Below are 15,692 nucleotides of genomic sequence, written 5' to 3'. Positions count from 1 at the left end.
CCCGCTTCGCCGGCCAGCTTCGCCGGCCCCACCCGCTTCGCCGGGCCGGGCCACCCGACCGCCCCGCCTCGGGCGCTAGGTTGGCGCGCATGGCCGATGCCGAGGTGCGGGCCGCGACGCCCGCCGATGCCCCCGAGATCGCCCGAGTGCAGCTCTCCACCTGGCGCAGCGCCTACGCGGACCTGCTGCCAGCGGAAGTGCTGGCGGGCTTGGACGAGGCGGAGACGACGCGGCAGTGGACCGAGGCGGTCGCCGGTGGCCCGGTGGCGGTGCTGGTCGCCACCGAAGGCGACCACCTGGTCGGTTTCTGCGCGGCGGGCGCCGCTCCCGAGCAGGAGGCCGCGGCGGCGGACGGCGCGGTGCCGCCGGACCTCGCCGAGGTGGCGTGGGTGAGCACGCTGCTGGTGGAGCCGCGGTGGGGACGTCGCGGCCACGGCGGACGGTTGCTGGCGACGATGGCGCAGCGCCTCGCCGACGGTGGCGCGGCCCGCGGCATCAGCTGGGTCCCGGAGGCCGATTCGGTGTCGCTGGCGTTCTTCGAGCACGCGGGCTGGTCGCCGGACGGCACGGTCCGCACCTTGGACGCGGGCGGCCGACCGATGCGCGAGCTGCGCCTGACCGGCCCGCTGGACCTGGACCTGCACTGACGCCACCGAGCGGCCAGCCCGCCGAGACCGGGCCCTCCGCCGAGGCGGGTTCCCGAGCGGACCGGGCCGGTGGGCCGTTCACCTGCTCCGACCGCGCGGGATGCGGCGGACCGCCACCCGCCGCGCAGCGCGGGCCGAGTTCGGCGTCAGCACCCCGTCACGCATTGCTAGCCTGTGGCGGACCGCACTCCGACGCCCGGGTGGACCTGTGCTGACCTCGATCGGCTTGATCGCGACCGCTTTCGGCATGGCGGTGGCCTCCGCGCTCCTCCCCGTGATCAGCGTGGAGATCTTCGTGATCGGCCTGGTCGTGAAGAGCCCCGAAGTCCCGTGGTGGCTGCTGGCGCTGGTGGTGACGATCGGCCAGATCGGCGGCAAGTTGCTGTACTTCTACGCGGCGCGCGGCGTGATCCGGCTGCCGCGGTTCCTGCAGCGCAAGAGCGAGCCGGGCGAGCCCCGCGGCCGGTGGGCGGCGTGGCTGGAGCGGTTCCGCCTCGGCTGCCAGCACCGTCCGATGTGGACGGGCGGGGTGCTGCTGCTGAGCGCGGTGGCGAGCCTGCCCCCGTTCCTCGCGACCTGCGTGGCCGCCGGCTGGGCGCGGGTGCCGCTGAGCACCTTCCTGGTGACCGGCCTGATGGGGCGCTTCGTCCGGTTCGCGGCGCTGGCGGTCGCACCAGGAGCGATGATCGCCTGGTTGTGAGCGTGCGGACGCCGCCGCACGCGGTCCACGTCCGGTGCAACGGCGCCCGCTGCTCGTGAACAGCACGGATCGGCGCTCATGTCGATCAGGGCAGCGGCAGGAGCTTCCCGGGCACGTCGGCGAGCGAATCGAGCAGGCCCAGCACCGGAACGCCCAGCGGCGCGAACGTCCAGATGTTGTTCAGGTCGCCGGTGTCGGGCTCGTCGACGATGACGACGCCGCCCGGGTCGGGGGCGGCCTGCGGTGCGGCGATGGCGGCGGTGGCGGAACCGAGCAGGGCGGTCCCGGCGAGCGCGGTGGCGGCCAGGCCGCGGCGCACAGCGGTGTTCATCAGCGGTGTTCCTCTCCGATCGGGCAGCTGGCGGTGGGTCAGCTGAGGGCGTCGAGCAGGCCGACGACGGGGTTGAGCGCGGCGGTGGGCAGGCCGACGGTGGGGCTCAGCAGCCCGCCCGCGTCGACACCGGGGATGACCCAGATCGACGGCGGGTCGGCCTGCGCCACTCCGGCGCCGAGCCCGAGCAGGGCGAGGCTGGTGACGGTCGCGGCCGTCAGCCTGGCGAGGCTCTTCGACATGGTGCTTCTCCTCGTTTCTCTCCATCCCGCCCGAACCGGCGGGAAGTCGGACGCCCCACGGCGGCTCGCCACCGCGCGGGCGGTTCAGCAGACCGAGTCGGTGGGCTTCGGATTGCCCAGCCCGAACAACGGCCGCAGCAGCAGTCCCGCGTAGGTCCCGATGATGGCGACGACGCCCCACAGCCAGCCGTGCAGGCTGAACGAGGCGATGCCGGAGAAGTAGGCGCCGATGTTGCAGCCACCGGCGAGCCGAGCCCCGAGTCCCATCAGGATCCCGCCGAGCACGGCGCCGACGGCGAGCCGCCACGGGATGCGGCGGTGCAGCACGAACGCGCCGGCCGCGGCGGAGGCCACCAGGGCGCCGATCATGATGCCGAAGTCCATCACCGAGATCTTGTCGGCGAGCACGGACGCGTCCAGCTTCGCGGCGTTCTCCGGCACCGTCCAGAACGGCGCACCGGAGATGTCGACGCCGATCCAGCCGAGGAACTTCGCGCCCCACAGGCCGAACGCGGACGTGATGCCCCACGGTCCCCCGGAGATGAACAGGGTCAGCGCGTTCAGCCCGGCGAGCAGCAGCGCGCCGGCCCACAGCGGCCACGAGCCGCGCAGCACGCGCAGCAGGCCCTGCGCGGTGGGCGGCGCTTCGATCGGCGGCGGGGTGCGGCGACGTTCGACGAGCAGCGAGACGCCCACGACCGCACCGATGATGAGCAGCGAGATCAGCAACGCCCCCGGGTAGCCGAGCGGGGTGTCCGCGAAGGACACGGTCGGCCCGGTCTCCTGCAACGCGCTGATCCACGGGGTGAGGAAGGCGCTGAGCACGGACCCGGCGATGAACCCGCCGAGGGTGTAGAGGATCGCGGTCTGCCCGCTGCCGACGGCGAACAGGGTGCCGGAGGCGCAGGAGCCGCCGACCTGCATGCCGACGCCGAACAGGAACGAGCCGAGGACCACGCCCAGCCCGGCGGGCGCCACGGTCCCTTCCGGGGTGCCGGAGAGCCCGGCGCCGGTGCCGAGGATGACGGCGAACAGCACGCACGCTACGGCCAGCATCAGCATGTGCGCGCGCAGTGCACGCCCTTGCCCGACGGCGACGAGCTGCCGCCAGGCGGAGGTGAACCCGAACCGGGAGTGGAACAGCACGCCACCGAGCGCGAGGCCGACGACGTAGAGCACGGCGAGCTTCCAGCCGGCCGCGCTGGCGACGGCGAGGCCGACGACGGCGGCGAGCAGGATGCCGATGGTGACGACGCCGGGGCGTGCGGGTGGTGCCTGCGGCGCGGGTGGCGCCGGTGTTCTGGGTGCTTCAGCGGTGTCCACTGCGGACATGTCGTTGCTCCTCGTTTCGGGGGGCGGTGGCGGTATCAGGGGGCCAGCGGCCCGGAGACCGCGACCACGGTGCCATGCGGAACCCACTGACCGGCGGGTTCGGAACCGTGCATTCCGCCACGCATGCCGGGCATGTCCATCTGCATCGCGTCGACCTGGGCGGAGGCGTAGATCACGACGGGGTCGTGCGCGCGTTGCCCGCGGGCGGCGAGCCAGGTGTGGAATCCGGCGACGGACGGCGGTTCGCCACCGAACGACGTGGACAGCGCCATGCCGTATTCCAGCGAGCGGTATTCGCGGGGGTCGAAGCGCAGCGGCACCGCGGAGCTGGCGATGCCGGTGGTGACGGGGCTGTGCAGCAGCCAGGGCGCGAGGTGCACGCCGTAGGCGTAGGTGGGCGCGGTGTGCTGGGTCGCGGCGACGGTGTCGAGCCGCCGGGCCGCGTCGGTCCAGCTGCCGACGAGGATGAGCGCGTTGTCGGGGGCCGGGCGGTCGCCGACGGGGATCCGGGCTTGCCGGGCGGCGTCGCGGACGACGTCGGCGGCGGCGCGGGATCGGGGCGAGTCGTCGCCGAGGACGGTGATGCCGGGCGCCCCGTTGCGCTGGACGTAGCCGACGAGGGTGCGCAGCGCGGCGGCGTCCTGCTCGGACAGCGAGTCGGCGGGGCACCCGTCGAGCGGGACGCGCTGCCCGGCGACGAGGGCGGCGAGCGCGGTGCTGGCGCATTCCGGCCCGTCGCCGGAGGTGGCGGCAGGCAGCCCGGGGCCGCTGCCGGTGTCGACTTCGACGTCACCGGTGGTGGCACCGGGGCCGTGGACCTCCAGTTCGCCGCGCCCGGCGGGCAGGTCCACTTCGGCCCAGGTGCCGGAGGTGCCAGGGCGCGCCACGGCGCGCACCGGGCCGCCGCCCGCGTCGACGGTGAACTCGTCGCCCGCGCTCTCCGGCAGGTGCACGAGGTTCTTGCCGGGCCGGTGCGGGGTGACGAGCACCGGCACGTCCTGGTCGCCGACGGCGGCGTGCGCGAGTCGCGGCACTCCCGGCAGCGGGAGTTCCCCGGGCGCCGGGATGCCGGGCAGCACGGTCCAGGCGACGAAGGCGACGGCGACGGCGACGGCCCCGATCCGGTAGGTCCGCCACGGGTCGCCGCGGCGCAGCAGCACCACGACGATGCCGGCGGCGATCGCGGACGCCGTGATCAGCAGCAGCACGGCGCCGAGCGCGCCGAGCAGCCGCCGGTCGGCGATGCCGGTGAGCAGGAGTTGCGCCGCGGCGGCCGCGAGCAGCACCACGGCGAGCACGATCGCCAGCGGCCGCAGCCGCAGTCCGCCTTCGGGGCGCCGCTCGGCGGGCAGGGTGAGCGCGAACCCGGAGAGCCCGAGCCAGGTGACGGCAGTGGCGGTGACGAGGGTGGTGACGAGGAATTCCGCGGGCGAGTGCCCGAGCGCGCTCTCCACGACGACGAGCGCGGTGAGCGCGAATCCGAGGTAGGCGGCGGGCGTGGGCGCGCGCAGCGCGACCGGCAGCGCCAGCAGCAGCACCGCGTGCACGACGGCGACGGGGACGTTGATGTCGAGCAGCGGGATCGACAGCAGCGCGGCGACCGCGCCCACCCCGGCGGCGGCCCACGCGGTCCAGGTGGTGGCGCGGCCGGTGCCGCGCACGGCGGGGCGCAGCAGCCCGAGCCCGGCGGCGACGACGGTGCCGCCGAGCAGCAGCACCCGCAGCACGAGCCCCGCGGCGTCCACTCCGGTCACTCCGGTGCCGGCGTGCATACCGCTCATGTCCATCGTGTTCCTCGTTCCGAACGGGTGCGGGAGGGTTCCGGGAACCCGGGAGGGCCGCCGGGCGGGTCCGGGGGGATCCGCCCGGCGGCGGTGGTCACTTCAGGTCTTCGTCGGCGACGACGAACAGTTCGGAGTGCGGTTTCGCGTTGCCGAACGGCCCGTGCGGCCAGCGTTCCCGGTTGAAGTTGATCCCGGTTTCCCCGGTCACCTCGTCCTTGAAGGACTCGTCGACGCTGACCTTCCCGTCGGGTGCGAGGTCGACCATGTTGACCTTGTGGTCGCCGTCGAGCCCGGAGCGGGCGACGAAGTAGTTGGACACCGCGAGCCTGCTGGGCTGCTTGGTCTCCTCGTACCGCCCGTCGGCACCTTCGGTGAAGTTGTCGTAGGCGCCCCAGTGCGGTCCCGCGCCCGGCTGACCGGGGTTGATGGGTGCCGCGCCGGCCAGCGTCGGGCAGTCCTGCCCGCCGCCGTTCTCGGCCTTCTCGACGGTGTCGATGGTGCACTGGAAGTCGTTCCCGGCCGCGACGATCTTGGAGATGTCGAGGGTGTAGACACCGCCGGTGGAGCCGGGGTCGTCGGGGCCGAGCGCGCCCTTCTGCCGCCCCTGCACCGCGCGGTACAGGAACCTGTCGTCGGGGCTGGTCTGGATCCAGCCGCCGTTGGAGCTGCCGCCGCGGGCGTCGTTGTTGGCGGGGTCGATGGCCTTGAGCGCCTGCCCGTCGTCGAAGACCTGCGTCCAGCGCGGCGCGGGTGCGGTGATGTCCGGCGTGTAGAACACCGCACCGCCCTGCATGGTCTCGGCGAACGCCCCCTTGTGGCCGGGCAGGTTGGTGACGGTCGTCTCCATCACGGCGCGGCTCTCGGAGTGCAGCGGGTCCGCCGGGTCGGCGCGCGGCCCGTCCGGCAGGTAGGACACGGCCCGCAGCTTGGGGTGGTTGCGGTCGGAGATGTCCCAGGTGCGCACGGTCGGCCGCCGCAGGTACGGCGAGGGCTGCTTGACCGGGTCCAGGATGATGTTGCGCGGTTCCGCGTAGTCACTGGTGATCAGCGTGTTCAGGTCCTCGCGGGCCTGGATGCCGTGCGGGTTGGCGCAGGTGGGCTTGCCGAGCTGCGGCAGGTTGTCGCACAGCTTCGGGTTGTCGCCCTGCGGGGTCGCCGCGGGCGATTGGGACAGCACCTTGCCGTTCGGGTCGAACCGGACGACCTCGCCGGGGCTGCCCGCGAACCCGTTGCCGACGTGCACGGATCCGTCGTCGTACCGGTACGGGCCGGGGACGACGGGACCGCCCATGTAGGTCCCGTAGGAGGTGCCGTCGGACAGCGTCCAGTACGCGTCGGGGACGGATCCGCCGAGGGTCTGGGTCGGCAGGCTGACGCCCTTGAGCTCCAGGTTCGGCAGCTTCGTGACGTCGAACGCGTAGGTGGCGCCGAGGAACAGCGCACCGGCGAAGATGGTGTCGCCCTTGTGCCACACGTACTGCATGTGGTGCGGCTCGTTCTCCACCAGCGGGCCGACGGTGGCGGTGTTGACGACTTCGCCGTAGGTCTCGGAGCCCTTGGTGGCGTCGATGACGGCGAGGAAGTCCGGTCCGGGCAGGGCGTCCCGCACCTTGCCGAGGCCGTCGCCGAGCGACCCGGGCAGGCCCTTGACGTCCTTGACCGCGGTGTCGGCGATGTTCTCGTCACCGGCCCACACCAGCAGCCATTCCTTGCGCTTGCCATCGGCGGCCTTCGTGGCGGTCTTGCTGACGACGTGGTTGGTGACGGTGTAGTTCTTGCCGTCGGCTCCGGGCACCTGCTGCGTGGTGACCTGCACGTCGGCGTAGGCGTCGGTGCCGCCGACGGGCAGCGTGACGGCGCCGACCGCGAGCAGCGCGGCGGCCGCTCCGGTCAGTCCTTTCCGCCATGCGCGCGAGGGGGTTCTCATCTTCTCTCCGGTCTCCATCTCGGTTCCACCAAGGTCTCGGCAACCGTTTCTTCTCGGACGGGTGGTTGTGGATTCGGACACACGTGTCCCCAAAATCGGTTTGCCGAATTCGGACCGAAACCGATTCAGGGCACACCTGGTCTCCGGAATTCACCGGAGTGAGGCAGGCGGCATCGCCCGCGGTTGGGGAGGAATGGTTTTCGGGGGAATTCTTCAACCCCGAGGGCTGTCACCCCGGCCGGGCACGAACCACCAGCGACGACTGGAACCGCTGCTCAGCGGGCCTGCTGCTGAGTCGACACGTTCGCAGAACACGCCATTCGCGATTTCTTCGCGCGGGCGCGGCGGCCGATCAGCGACTACTACAGAGGGCGCTGGACTGGTGCTGCAAATCCACGTGCAAGCGGACCACCAGAGAGGCGAACCTGGACATGCGCTAGATCATGCGGCGCAACTGTACGCGATGTCAACTAAGCGCCCAAACCGTGAGATCCACGCGGTTCGGACCTGCGGAATTCAACGTCGGCGGGCGACGATCACCCGGAAGCAGGTACCGCGGGTGGACCGGACGCTCTACCGTTCCGCGTCCGCTTCCCCGCGCTGCAGCTCGATCGCCCGGCGCATCGCCTTGCGCCCCCGGTTCCGGTCGCCCGCCAGGTCGTAGGCCTGCGCCACGGCGAACCAGCACCGCCAATCGCCGGGAGAGCGCTCCAATTCGGCCTGCTTCTCGTCGAACCAGGCGTCGGCCGCCGCCCGCTCGACGCGCCCGGACGGGCGGCGCGGCAGGTGCGAGACGTCCGGCAGCGCACCTTCGTCGTGCAGCAGCCGCGCGAGCCGCTCGGTGCTGGCGCCGAAGCGCAGCTGGTCCACCACCAGCAGCACGCCCAGCACCGGGAGCACGAAGATCGCCAACCCGAGCACCACGAACACCGGGCGGCCCGTGACGATCATCGTGATCGCGCGGCCGCCCATCAGCACCAGGTACACCAGCAGCACCGCGGCCAGCACGAACGCCGCGGTGCGCGGCCCGAGCCCGCGCCGCCGCTCACCCTCGGACATTCACAGCCCCAGCACGGATTCGAGGCCCACGGTCAGCCCCGGCCGCCCGCCGACCTCGCGGACCGCCAACAGCACGCCGGGCATGAACGAGCGCCGGTCGTACGAGTCGTGCCGGATGGTCAGCGTCTCCCCTTCGGTGCCGAACAGCACCTCCTGGTGGGCGACGAGCCCGGCCATCCGGATCGAGTGCACCGGGACGCCGTCGACCTTCGCGCCGCGCGCCCCGTCGAGCTCCTTGGTGGTGGCGTCCGGTGCCGGGTCCAGCTCCGCCGACTCGCGGGCCCGCGCGACGACCTCGGCGGTGCGCGCCGCGGTCCCGGACGGGGCGTCGGCCTTCTTCGGGTGGTGCAGCTCGACGATCTCCACCGATTCGAAGAACCGGGCGGCGACCTCCGCGAACTTCATCGACAGCACCGCGCCCAGCGCGAAGTTCGGCGCCACCAGCACCCCCACCTGCGGGTGCTCGGCGAGCAGCGAGCCGATGTTCTCCAGCTCCGCGGTGCCGAGCCCGCTGGTGCCGACGACGACGTGGATGCCGTTCTCCACGCAGAACCGCACGTTCGCCAGCACCGAGTCGGGGTGGGTGAGGTCCACCGCGACCTGCGCATCGGAGTCGACGAGCTGTTGCAGCGGGTCTTCCCGGTTGATCGAGGCGACCAGTTCGGTGCCGGGGTCCTCGCCGACGGCGCGCACCGCCTCGGAGCCCATCCGGCCGCGCGCACCGAGCACGCCGACCCGCACCGGGGATGCGACGGGGGTTTCCAGGGAAGTCACGAACGTGCCGCCTTTCTGGTGTGCTCCGGCCGGCGTACGGATTCCGGCAGTTCCTCGACGTTCTCGTACGGCCCGACGACGACCGTGGTCAGCGGGCGGCGCAGCAGGTCCGCGGCGAGTTCCGCCACGTCCTCGGCGGTGACCGCCTCGATCCGGGCCAGGGTGTCCTCGACGCTGAGGTGCCGCCCGTAGTTCAGCTCGCTCTTGCCGATGCGGCTCATCCGGGACGCGGTGTCCTCCAGGCCGAGCACCAGCCCGCCGCGCAGCTGGCCGCGCCCGCGCGCGACCTCGTCGGCGCTGAGCCCGTCGGCGGCGACCGATTCGAGCACGTCGCGGATCACGGTGGTCACCTCGCCGAGCCGGTCCGGCTGGCAGCCCGCGTACACCGAGAAGGTGCCCGCGTCGGCGTAGGCGGTCACCGCCGAGTAGACGGAGTAGGCGAGGCCGCGCTGCTCGCGCACCTCCTGGAACAGCCGGGAGCTCATGCCCCCGCCGAGCGCGGCGTTGAGCACGCCGAGCACGAACCGGCGGTCGTCGTGCCGGTGCAGCGCGCGGCAGCCCAGCAGCAGGTGCGCCTGTTCGGTGTCGTCGTGCTCCAGCACCAGCGACTGCTGCTTGGGCAGCCGGGTGCGGCCGGTGCGCGGCGGCGCGGGCGCGTCCTCGCCCTGCAACCGGTCCCCGACGGCCTTGCGCAGCAGCCGCAGCACCTTGCCGTGCTCCACGTTGCCCGCGACGGCGATGACCATCTTCGGCAACGCGTAGCTGCGGCGGTAGAAGCCGTGCACCCGGCCGCGGGTCATCTCGGTGATGGACTCCTCGGTGCCCAGCACCGAGCGGCCCAGCGGGTGGTCGCCGAGCACCGCTTCGGCGAACAGCTCGTGCAGCAGGTCTTCGGGGTCGTCGTCGCGCATCGCGATCTCCTCGAGCACGACGCTGCGTTCCACTTCGACGTCGGCGGCGGCGTTGACCGCGTCGAACACGACGTCGCAGAGCATGTCCACGGCCAGCGGCAGGTCCTCGTCGAGGACGTGCGCGTAGTAGCAGGTGTGCTCCTTGGAGGTGAACGCGTTGAGCTCGCCGCCCACCGCGTCGATCTCCTGGGCGATGTCCACGGCGGTGCGCCGGGCGGTGCCCTTGAACAGCAGGTGTTCCAGGTAGTGCGCGGCCCCCGCCTGCGGCCGGGTCTCGTCGCGCGAACCGACGCCGACCCAGATGCCGACGGAGGCGGAGCGGACGCCGGGGATCTCCTCGGTCACCACTCGCAGGCCGCCGGGCAGCACGGTGCGCCGCACCGATTCGGCTCCGCTGGTGGCCAGCACCCGGGTGGTTCCGGGCCGCTGGAGATGTCCCGCACGTGTCTGGTTCTGCTTCATCGTCCCCGGGTCTCGTCGCCGTTCGCCCTGCCACACGATACGGCCCGCCCCGGACGTGCTGTCCGGGGCGGGCCGCTTCGCTGCCGATGATCGGGCGGACCCGATCTCATCGCGTCAGGAGATCACTCGGCGGGGGCTTCCGCCGGAGCCTCGGCGTCGGCCTGCTCGCCGGCGGGGGCCTTGTCGGCCTCCTCGTCGACGACGATCAGGCTGATCTTGCCGCGGTTGTCGATGTCGGCGATCTCGACGCGCAGCTTGTCGCCGACGTTGACGACGTCCTCGACCTTGCCGATGCGCTTGCCCTGACCCAGCTTGGAGATGTGCACCAGGCCGTCCTTGCCCGGCAGCAGCGAGACGAACGCGCCGAACGCCGCGGTCTTGACCACGGTGCCCAGGAAGCGCTCGCCGACCTTCGGCAGCTGCGGGTTCGCGATGGCGTTGATCTTGTCGATCGCGGCCTCCGCGGACGGGCCGTCGGCGGCACCGACGTAGATGGTGCCGTCGTCCTCGATGGTGATCTCGGCGCCGGTCTCCTCGGTGATCGAGTTGATCATCTTGCCCTTCGGCCCGATGACCTCGCCGATCTTGTCGACCGGGATGGAGACGGAGGTGACGCGCGGGGCGTGCGGGCTCATCTCGTCCGGGGTGCCGATGGCCTCGGCCATGACCTCCAGGATGGTGAACCGGGCGTCCTTGGCCTGGCCCAGCGCCTGCGCCAGCACCTCGGACGGGATGCCGTCCAGCTTGGTGTCCAGCTGCAGCGCGGTCACGAACTCCTTGGTGCCCGCGACCTTGAAGTCCATGTCGCCGAACGCGTCCTCGGCACCGAGGATGTCGGTCAGCGCCACGTAGTGCGTCTTGCCGTCGACCTCGTCGGAGACCAGGCCCATCGCGATGCCCGCGACCGGCGCCTTCAGCGGCACACCGGCGTTGAGCAGCGACAGCGTCGAGGCGCAGACCGAGCCCATCGAGGTGGAACCGTTGGAGCCCAGCGCCTCGGAGACCTGCCGCAGCGCGTAGGGGAACTCCTCGCGCGTGGGCAGCACCGGCAGCAGCGCCCGCTCGGCCAGCGCGCCGTGGCCGATCTCGCGGCGCTTCGGGCTGCCGACCCGGCCGGTCTCACCGGTGGAGAACGGCGGGAAGTTGTAGTGGTGCATGTACCGCTTGCTGGTCTCCGGACCGAGCGAGTCGATCGTCTGCTCCAGCCGCAGCATGTTCAGCGTGGACACGCCCATGATCTGGGTCTCGCCGCGCTCGAACAGGGCCGAGCCGTGCGCCCGCGGCACCACGCCGACCTCGGCGGAGAGGCTGCGGATGTCGGTGAGGCCGCGACCGTCGATGCGGACCTTCTCGGTGATGATCCGCTGGCGGACCAGCTTCTTCGTCAGCGAGCGGAACGCCGCGCCGATCTCCTTCTCGCGACCGGCGAAGGGCTGCCCCTCCTCGATGCCGACCTTCTCCAGCGCGACCTGCTTGATCTCGTCGAGCCGGTTCTCGCGCTCCTGCTTGCCCGCGATGGACAGCGCCTGCGCCAGGTCGGCGGAGACGGCGCCCTCGACGGCGCTGTAGGCGTCGTCCTGGTAGGCGGGGAACAGCGGGTACTCGGCGGTCGCCTTGCCCGCGGCCTGGGCCAGCGCCTGCTGGGCCTGGCACAGCGTGCGGATGAACGGCTTCGCGGCCTCCAGGCCGGCGGCGACGACCTCTTCGGTGGGCGCCTGCGCGCCCTGGCCGACCAGGTCGATCGTCTTGTCGGTGGCCTCGGCCTCGACCATCATGATCGCGACGTCGTCACCGACGATGCGACCGGCGACGACCATGTCGAACACCGCGCGCTCGAGCTGCTCGTAGGTGGGGAAGGCCACCCACTGCCCGTCGATCAGCGCCATCCGGGTGCCGCCGACCGGGCCGGAGAACGGCAGGCCGGACAGCTGGGTGGAGGCGGACGCGCCGTTGATGGCGAGCACGTCGTACGGGTCCTTCGGGTCCAGGCTCATCACCGTGACCACGACCTGGATCTCGTTGCGCAGGCCGTCCACGAAGGACGGGCGCAGCGGCCGGTCGATCAACCGGCAGGTCAGGATCGCGTCGGTGGAGGGACGACCCTCGCGGCGGAAGAACGAGCCGGGGATGCGGCCGGCGGCGTACATCCGCTCCTCGACGTCCACCGTCAGCGGGAAGAAGTCGAGGTTGTCCTTGGGGTGCTTCGAGGCCGTGGTGGCCGACAGCAGCATCGTGTCGTCGTCCAGGTAGGCGACGACGCTGCCCGCGGCCTGCTTGGCCAGCCGACCGGTCTCGAACCGGACCTCGCGGGTGCCGAAGGCACCGTTGTCCAGCACCGCGGTCGCTTCGTAGACGCCTTCGTCGACGTTGTGGGCCTGTGTCAAGTGGAACTCCTAGTTTCAGGGGTCCACGGTCGTGCGGGGGAATCTTTCCGACGAGGCCGGTCATCGATCGAAGCCACCGGGCGGGATGCGCCCGGGGGCCACTACCGAGGACCGGCGGATGATGACCCGCCGTGGGCGTGGACCCGGATCGTGCGTGCGCGAGCCTGGTGGCCCGCCTTCGTGCATTCGGTTGTGCATCGGGGGAGCGCTCCACTGTGGAACGCTCCCCCGACGTAGGTCAACGACGCAGACCGAGCCGCTGGATCAGCGAGCGGTAGCGCTCGATGTCGACCTTGGTCAGGTAGTTCAGCAGCCGGCGGCGACGACCGACCATCAGCAGCAGGCCACGACGCGAGTGGTGGTCGTGCTTGTGCTGCTTGAGGTGCTCGGTCAGGCCCGAGATCCGGTTGGTCAGCAGGGCCACCTGGGCCTCCGCCGAACCGGTGTCGGACTCGTGCAGACCGTAGTCGGCGAGGATCTGCTTCTTCTGCTCAGTGGACAGCGCCACGACTGACTCTCCTTGTTTCGCGTGCCGTGTCAAGTGCTGCTGGTGCGCCGGTCTCGAACTCGGAGCCGGGACGGGCACCGGGTGCGGAACGCACCGGACACGACTCACGGCCATCGCCACGTCGCGCGCCCCGGGCGGTCCACACCGGAGATCGCCGTCCCGATCCCGGACGCGACCTGGGGTCCAGGTCGCCGGGAGCTTCCCGAGCTCCGCCCCCAGTCCCGAGCTCGCGCGGCCGCCGGAGCGGCTCCGCCGGTCGGACGCCCCGGGCCGGTGTCTCCACTGGCGCGGGCTGGTCACGGGCACGCTGGTCGCGTGCACGCCGGGTATCGGCACACCGGATTCGGCCGCCACGGACTACAGCCGGATCCGCGGTCAGGATATCAGGGGCCGAACGGTCCACCCTGGTCCCCTGCCGCCCGGCGTGGCACCGGGACCACGTGCAGCACGCGGTGCTCCGAACCCGCCGGCCCCGGGTCGCTGCGCACCAGCTCGACCTCGGCGGCGGCCCACCAGGGACCCGCGTACCCGCTGAGCGGCCCGATCAGCCGCGCCGGGTCCGGCAGGCCCGCGTTCCACCGGGCCACGGTGAGGTGCGCCCGGAACCCGCCGGGATCCCCGCCCGCGATCCGCACCAGCTCGTGCAGCCCGCGCGTGTCGGCGTCGGTGGCGGTCTCGACGCCGATCCACAGCACCCCGCGGAAGGTGCCCGCACCGGCCAGCCGCAGCCGCGGCGCCGGGCCGGCCGCGGGCACCCGGCGGTCGAGCTCGGCCGCGAGCGGCGCCGGCTCGGTGGGGCCGTGGAAGCACAACGTCAGGTGCCACTGCGCGGGATCCGTCCGGCGGAACCTCCGCAACCGCTCGTCGTGCGGGATCTCGCCGAGCGCGGCGGCGAGGTGCTCGACCGCGGCGGGCGGCGGCCGCACCGCGGTGAACAACCGCGGCGGCGCGCTCCCGCTCATCCGCCCGCCCCGCCGGTCCGGGGCCGCCGGGTCAGGCCGGTTCGCCGTTGGCGGCCCGGCGCAGCAGGCCCGCCAGCTCCGGGTAGCGGCCGTCGATCAGCGCGGCCGCTGCCTCCAGTTCGCTCGGCTTCGCCGCACCCCGCAGCACCGGCCACGCCGCCTCCTCACCGTTCGCCGCCCGCACCGGCAGCGTGTCCCGGCCCACCGACGGCCGGGAGTCGCGCACGTCCGCCAGCGCCGCCTGGATCGCCTCCGATTCGCCGGCGGCCACGCCCGGCACCAGCACCTTGCGCTCCAGCATCACGAGCCTCGCCAGCACCGACGGGTTCCCGATCTTGGCGCGGCGGGCGCTCATCACCTGGCTGAGCATCGGCGCGCTGATGCCGAGCACCTCGGCGAGCTGGGCCTGCGAGATCCGGAACGCCACCACGAGCCGCCGAACCCGATCGCCCAACGGCTCGCCGTACCACTCGCGCTGCAGCGCCAGATTGCGCTGGACGCTCTTGTGTTCCGCCACCTCAGCTCCCCCGGTGCCACCGTCGATCGCCGCCACCGGAACGTTCCCCGGGGCGACCGGTACTGAATACTGCCAGGCCATCGCGCCGCACCGGACCGGTTCGGCGAATTGCCCCGCCCCCAGCGGGTCGATCAGCCACGAGCACCGAGGATCTCACGGGTGTCCACGACGTCCTGATCCATCTGCTCGATCAGCGCCTCCACCGAGTCGTAGCGCTCCATCCCGCGCAGCCTGCGCACGAAGTCCAGCGCCACGTGCTCCCCGTAGAAGTCGGCGTCCACGTCGAGCACGAACGCCTCCACCGTCCGCTCCGTACCGGAGAACGTCGGGTTGCTGCCGACGGAGACCGCGGCGGGCAGCGTCTCGCCGGGCTCGGCGGACCCGCGGCGCCGGTGGGTGAACCAGCACGCGTACACGCCGTCGGCGGGGACCGCGGAATGCTCCGGGCTGGACAGGTTCGCGGTCGGGAAGCCGAGCTCGCTGCCGCCGCGCCCGGCGCCGCGCACCACGATGCCCTCCAGCCGGTGGTAGCGGCCCAGCGCGGACGCCGCCGCCACCACGTCCCCGGCGTCGATGCAGGACCGGATGTAGGTCGAGGAGAACGTCACCGGCGCCTCCGACGGGCCGTCGGCGCGTTCGGTGGTGCCGCTGAGCAGCCGGTCCGACGCCACCTCGAAGCCGAACCGCTCCCCCAGCTGCGCCAGCAGCTCGATGTCACCGGCGGCGCGGTGGCCGAACGTGAAGTTCTCCCCCACCACGACCACGGCCGCGTGCAACCGGTCCACCAGCAGCTCGTGCACGAACTCGTCGGCGGGCATCCGGGACAGCTCCGCGGTGAACGGCAGCACGCAGAACACGTCCACGCCGAGCCGCTCGGCCAGCTCCGCGCGCCGCCGCAGCGTGGTCAGCTGCGCGGGATGGCTGCCGGGCCGCACCACCTCCGCCGGGTGCGGGTCGAACGTCATCAGCACGCAGGGGATGCCGCGCTCGCGCGCCGCCCGCACCGCGTGCGTGATCAACTGCTGGTGTCCCTGGTGGATCCCGTCGAAGACGCCGATGGTGACGACGCACCGGCCCCAACCGCCCGGGAGCTGCTCCAAACCGCGCCAACGCTGCACGGCTGGCAAGCCTACTGGTTGCCTCCCGATCGGC

The 15,692-nt window shown here is 72.5% G+C and carries 15 protein-coding genes; 2 read left to right on the top strand and 13 right to left on the bottom strand.

Annotated features, from left to right (window positions below):
- Nucleotides 1-89 precede the first annotated feature (89 nt).
- Both H1226_RS06680 and H1226_RS06675 read left to right on the top strand, forming a co-directional pair.
- On the top strand, nucleotides 90-647 hold the full coding sequence (locus tag H1226_RS06680; protein ID WP_258347891.1) for a GNAT family N-acetyltransferase: 558 nt from the start codon (nucleotides 90-92) through the stop codon (nucleotides 645-647).
- A 208-nt stretch (nucleotides 648-855) separates the two neighbouring features.
- Nucleotides 856-1,347 carry a YqaA family protein gene (locus tag H1226_RS06675; protein ID WP_258347889.1) on the top strand — a complete coding sequence of 164 codons (492 nt, stop codon included), beginning with the start codon at nucleotides 856-858 and terminating at the stop codon, nucleotides 1,345-1,347.
- A gap of 85 nt (nucleotides 1,348-1,432) precedes the next feature.
- Here the strand turns inward: H1226_RS06675 and H1226_RS06670 are convergent, their stop codons facing one another.
- The 13 genes from H1226_RS06670 to H1226_RS06610 form a co-directional block, all read right to left on the bottom strand.
- Nucleotides 1,433-1,678 carry a hypothetical protein gene (locus tag H1226_RS06670; protein ID WP_224959818.1) on the bottom strand — a complete coding sequence of 82 codons (246 nt, stop codon included), beginning with the start codon at nucleotides 1,676-1,678 and terminating at the stop codon, nucleotides 1,433-1,435.
- 38 nt (nucleotides 1,679-1,716) lie between these two features.
- Nucleotides 1,717-1,920 (bottom strand): hypothetical protein, encoded by a 204-nt coding sequence (locus tag H1226_RS06665; RefSeq protein WP_224959819.1) that lies wholly within the window; start codon nucleotides 1,918-1,920, stop codon nucleotides 1,717-1,719.
- Between the two features lie 84 nt (nucleotides 1,921-2,004).
- Nucleotides 2,005-3,252 (bottom strand): YeeE/YedE family protein, encoded by a 1,248-nt coding sequence (locus H1226_RS06660; protein WP_258347887.1) that lies wholly within the window; start codon nucleotides 3,250-3,252, stop codon nucleotides 2,005-2,007.
- Nucleotides 3,253-3,287: 35 nt separating this feature from the next.
- Entirely contained in the window at nucleotides 3,288-5,033 is a 1,746-nt protein-coding gene (locus H1226_RS06655) for a DUF6239 family natural product biosynthesis protein (RefSeq protein WP_258347885.1), read from the bottom strand.
- 97 nt (nucleotides 5,034-5,130) lie between these two features.
- Nucleotides 5,131-6,963, bottom strand: a complete 1,833-nt coding sequence (locus H1226_RS06650; RefSeq protein WP_258347884.1) for a hypothetical protein — start codon at nucleotides 6,961-6,963, stop codon at nucleotides 5,131-5,133.
- Nucleotides 6,964-7,536: 573 nt separating this feature from the next.
- Nucleotides 7,537-8,022: a hypothetical protein gene (locus tag H1226_RS06645; protein WP_258347883.1), complete on the bottom strand. Its 486-nt coding sequence runs from the start codon at nucleotides 8,020-8,022 to the stop codon at nucleotides 7,537-7,539.
- Nucleotides 8,023-8,796 carry a 4-hydroxy-tetrahydrodipicolinate reductase gene (gene dapB, locus H1226_RS06640; RefSeq protein WP_373690022.1) on the bottom strand — a complete coding sequence of 258 codons (774 nt, stop codon included), beginning with the start codon at nucleotides 8,794-8,796 and terminating at the stop codon, nucleotides 8,023-8,025.
- Nucleotides 8,793-10,169 (bottom strand): M16 family metallopeptidase, encoded by a 1,377-nt coding sequence (locus H1226_RS06635; RefSeq protein WP_258347882.1) that lies wholly within the window; start codon nucleotides 10,167-10,169, stop codon nucleotides 8,793-8,795. The genes dapB and H1226_RS06635 overlap by 4 nt, the downstream gene beginning before the upstream one ends.
- A gap of 122 nt (nucleotides 10,170-10,291) precedes the next feature.
- The gene (locus H1226_RS06630) at nucleotides 10,292-12,553 is read right to left on the bottom strand and encodes a polyribonucleotide nucleotidyltransferase (RefSeq protein WP_258347881.1); all 2,262 of its coding nucleotides are present in this window, start codon (nucleotides 12,551-12,553) and stop codon (nucleotides 10,292-10,294) included.
- A gap of 238 nt (nucleotides 12,554-12,791) precedes the next feature.
- Nucleotides 12,792-13,061, bottom strand: a complete 270-nt coding sequence (gene rpsO / locus H1226_RS06625) for a 30S ribosomal protein S15 (protein ID WP_224960170.1) — start codon at nucleotides 13,059-13,061, stop codon at nucleotides 12,792-12,794.
- A gap of 383 nt (nucleotides 13,062-13,444) precedes the next feature.
- Nucleotides 13,445-14,023: a 2'-5' RNA ligase family protein gene (locus H1226_RS06620; RefSeq protein ID WP_258347880.1), complete on the bottom strand. Its 579-nt coding sequence runs from the start codon at nucleotides 14,021-14,023 to the stop codon at nucleotides 13,445-13,447.
- A 31-nt stretch (nucleotides 14,024-14,054) separates the two neighbouring features.
- Complete coding sequence (locus tag H1226_RS06615; RefSeq protein WP_224960174.1) at nucleotides 14,055-14,540, bottom strand: helix-turn-helix domain-containing protein; 486 nt, start codon at nucleotides 14,538-14,540, stop codon at nucleotides 14,055-14,057.
- 131 nt (nucleotides 14,541-14,671) lie between these two features.
- The gene (locus tag H1226_RS06610; RefSeq protein ID WP_224960175.1) at nucleotides 14,672-15,658 is read right to left on the bottom strand and encodes a bifunctional riboflavin kinase/FAD synthetase; all 987 of its coding nucleotides are present in this window, start codon (nucleotides 15,656-15,658) and stop codon (nucleotides 14,672-14,674) included.
- Nucleotides 15,659-15,692: the final 34 nt, after the last annotated feature.

This window comes from Saccharopolyspora gregorii (assembly GCF_024734405.1).
In the GTDB taxonomy this organism is placed as follows: domain Bacteria; phylum Actinomycetota; class Actinomycetes; order Mycobacteriales; family Pseudonocardiaceae; genus Saccharopolyspora_C; species Saccharopolyspora_C gregorii.
This window is presented reverse-complemented; position numbering and strand designations above follow the sequence as displayed.

Bases quoted from the DNA above. Each gene is read 5' to 3' on its own strand.
- H1226_RS06620 (WP_258347880.1), bottom strand. From the start codon at position 14,023: ATGAGCGGGAGCGCGCCGCCGCGGTTGTTCACCGCGGTGCGGCCGCCG.
- H1226_RS06645 (WP_258347883.1), bottom strand. From the start codon at position 8,022: ATGTCCGAGGGTGAGCGGCGGCGCGGGCTCGGGCCGCGCACCGCGGCG.
- H1226_RS06680 (WP_258347891.1), top strand. From the start codon at position 90: ATGGCCGATGCCGAGGTGCGGGCCGCGACGCCCGCCGATGCCCCCGAG.
- H1226_RS06670 (WP_224959818.1), bottom strand. From the start codon at position 1,678: ATGAACACCGCTGTGCGCCGCGGCCTGGCCGCCACCGCGCTCGCCGGG.
- H1226_RS06660 (WP_258347887.1), bottom strand. From the start codon at position 3,252: ATGTCCGCAGTGGACACCGCTGAAGCACCCAGAACACCGGCGCCACCC.
- H1226_RS06655 (WP_258347885.1), bottom strand. From the start codon at position 5,033: ATGAGCGGTATGCACGCCGGCACCGGAGTGACCGGAGTGGACGCCGCG.
- H1226_RS06635 (WP_258347882.1), bottom strand. From the start codon at position 10,169: ATGAAGCAGAACCAGACACGTGCGGGACATCTCCAGCGGCCCGGAACC.
- H1226_RS06650 (WP_258347884.1), bottom strand. From the start codon at position 6,963: ATGAGAACCCCCTCGCGCGCATGGCGGAAAGGACTGACCGGAGCGGCC.
- H1226_RS06665 (WP_224959819.1), bottom strand. From the start codon at position 1,920: ATGTCGAAGAGCCTCGCCAGGCTGACGGCCGCGACCGTCACCAGCCTC.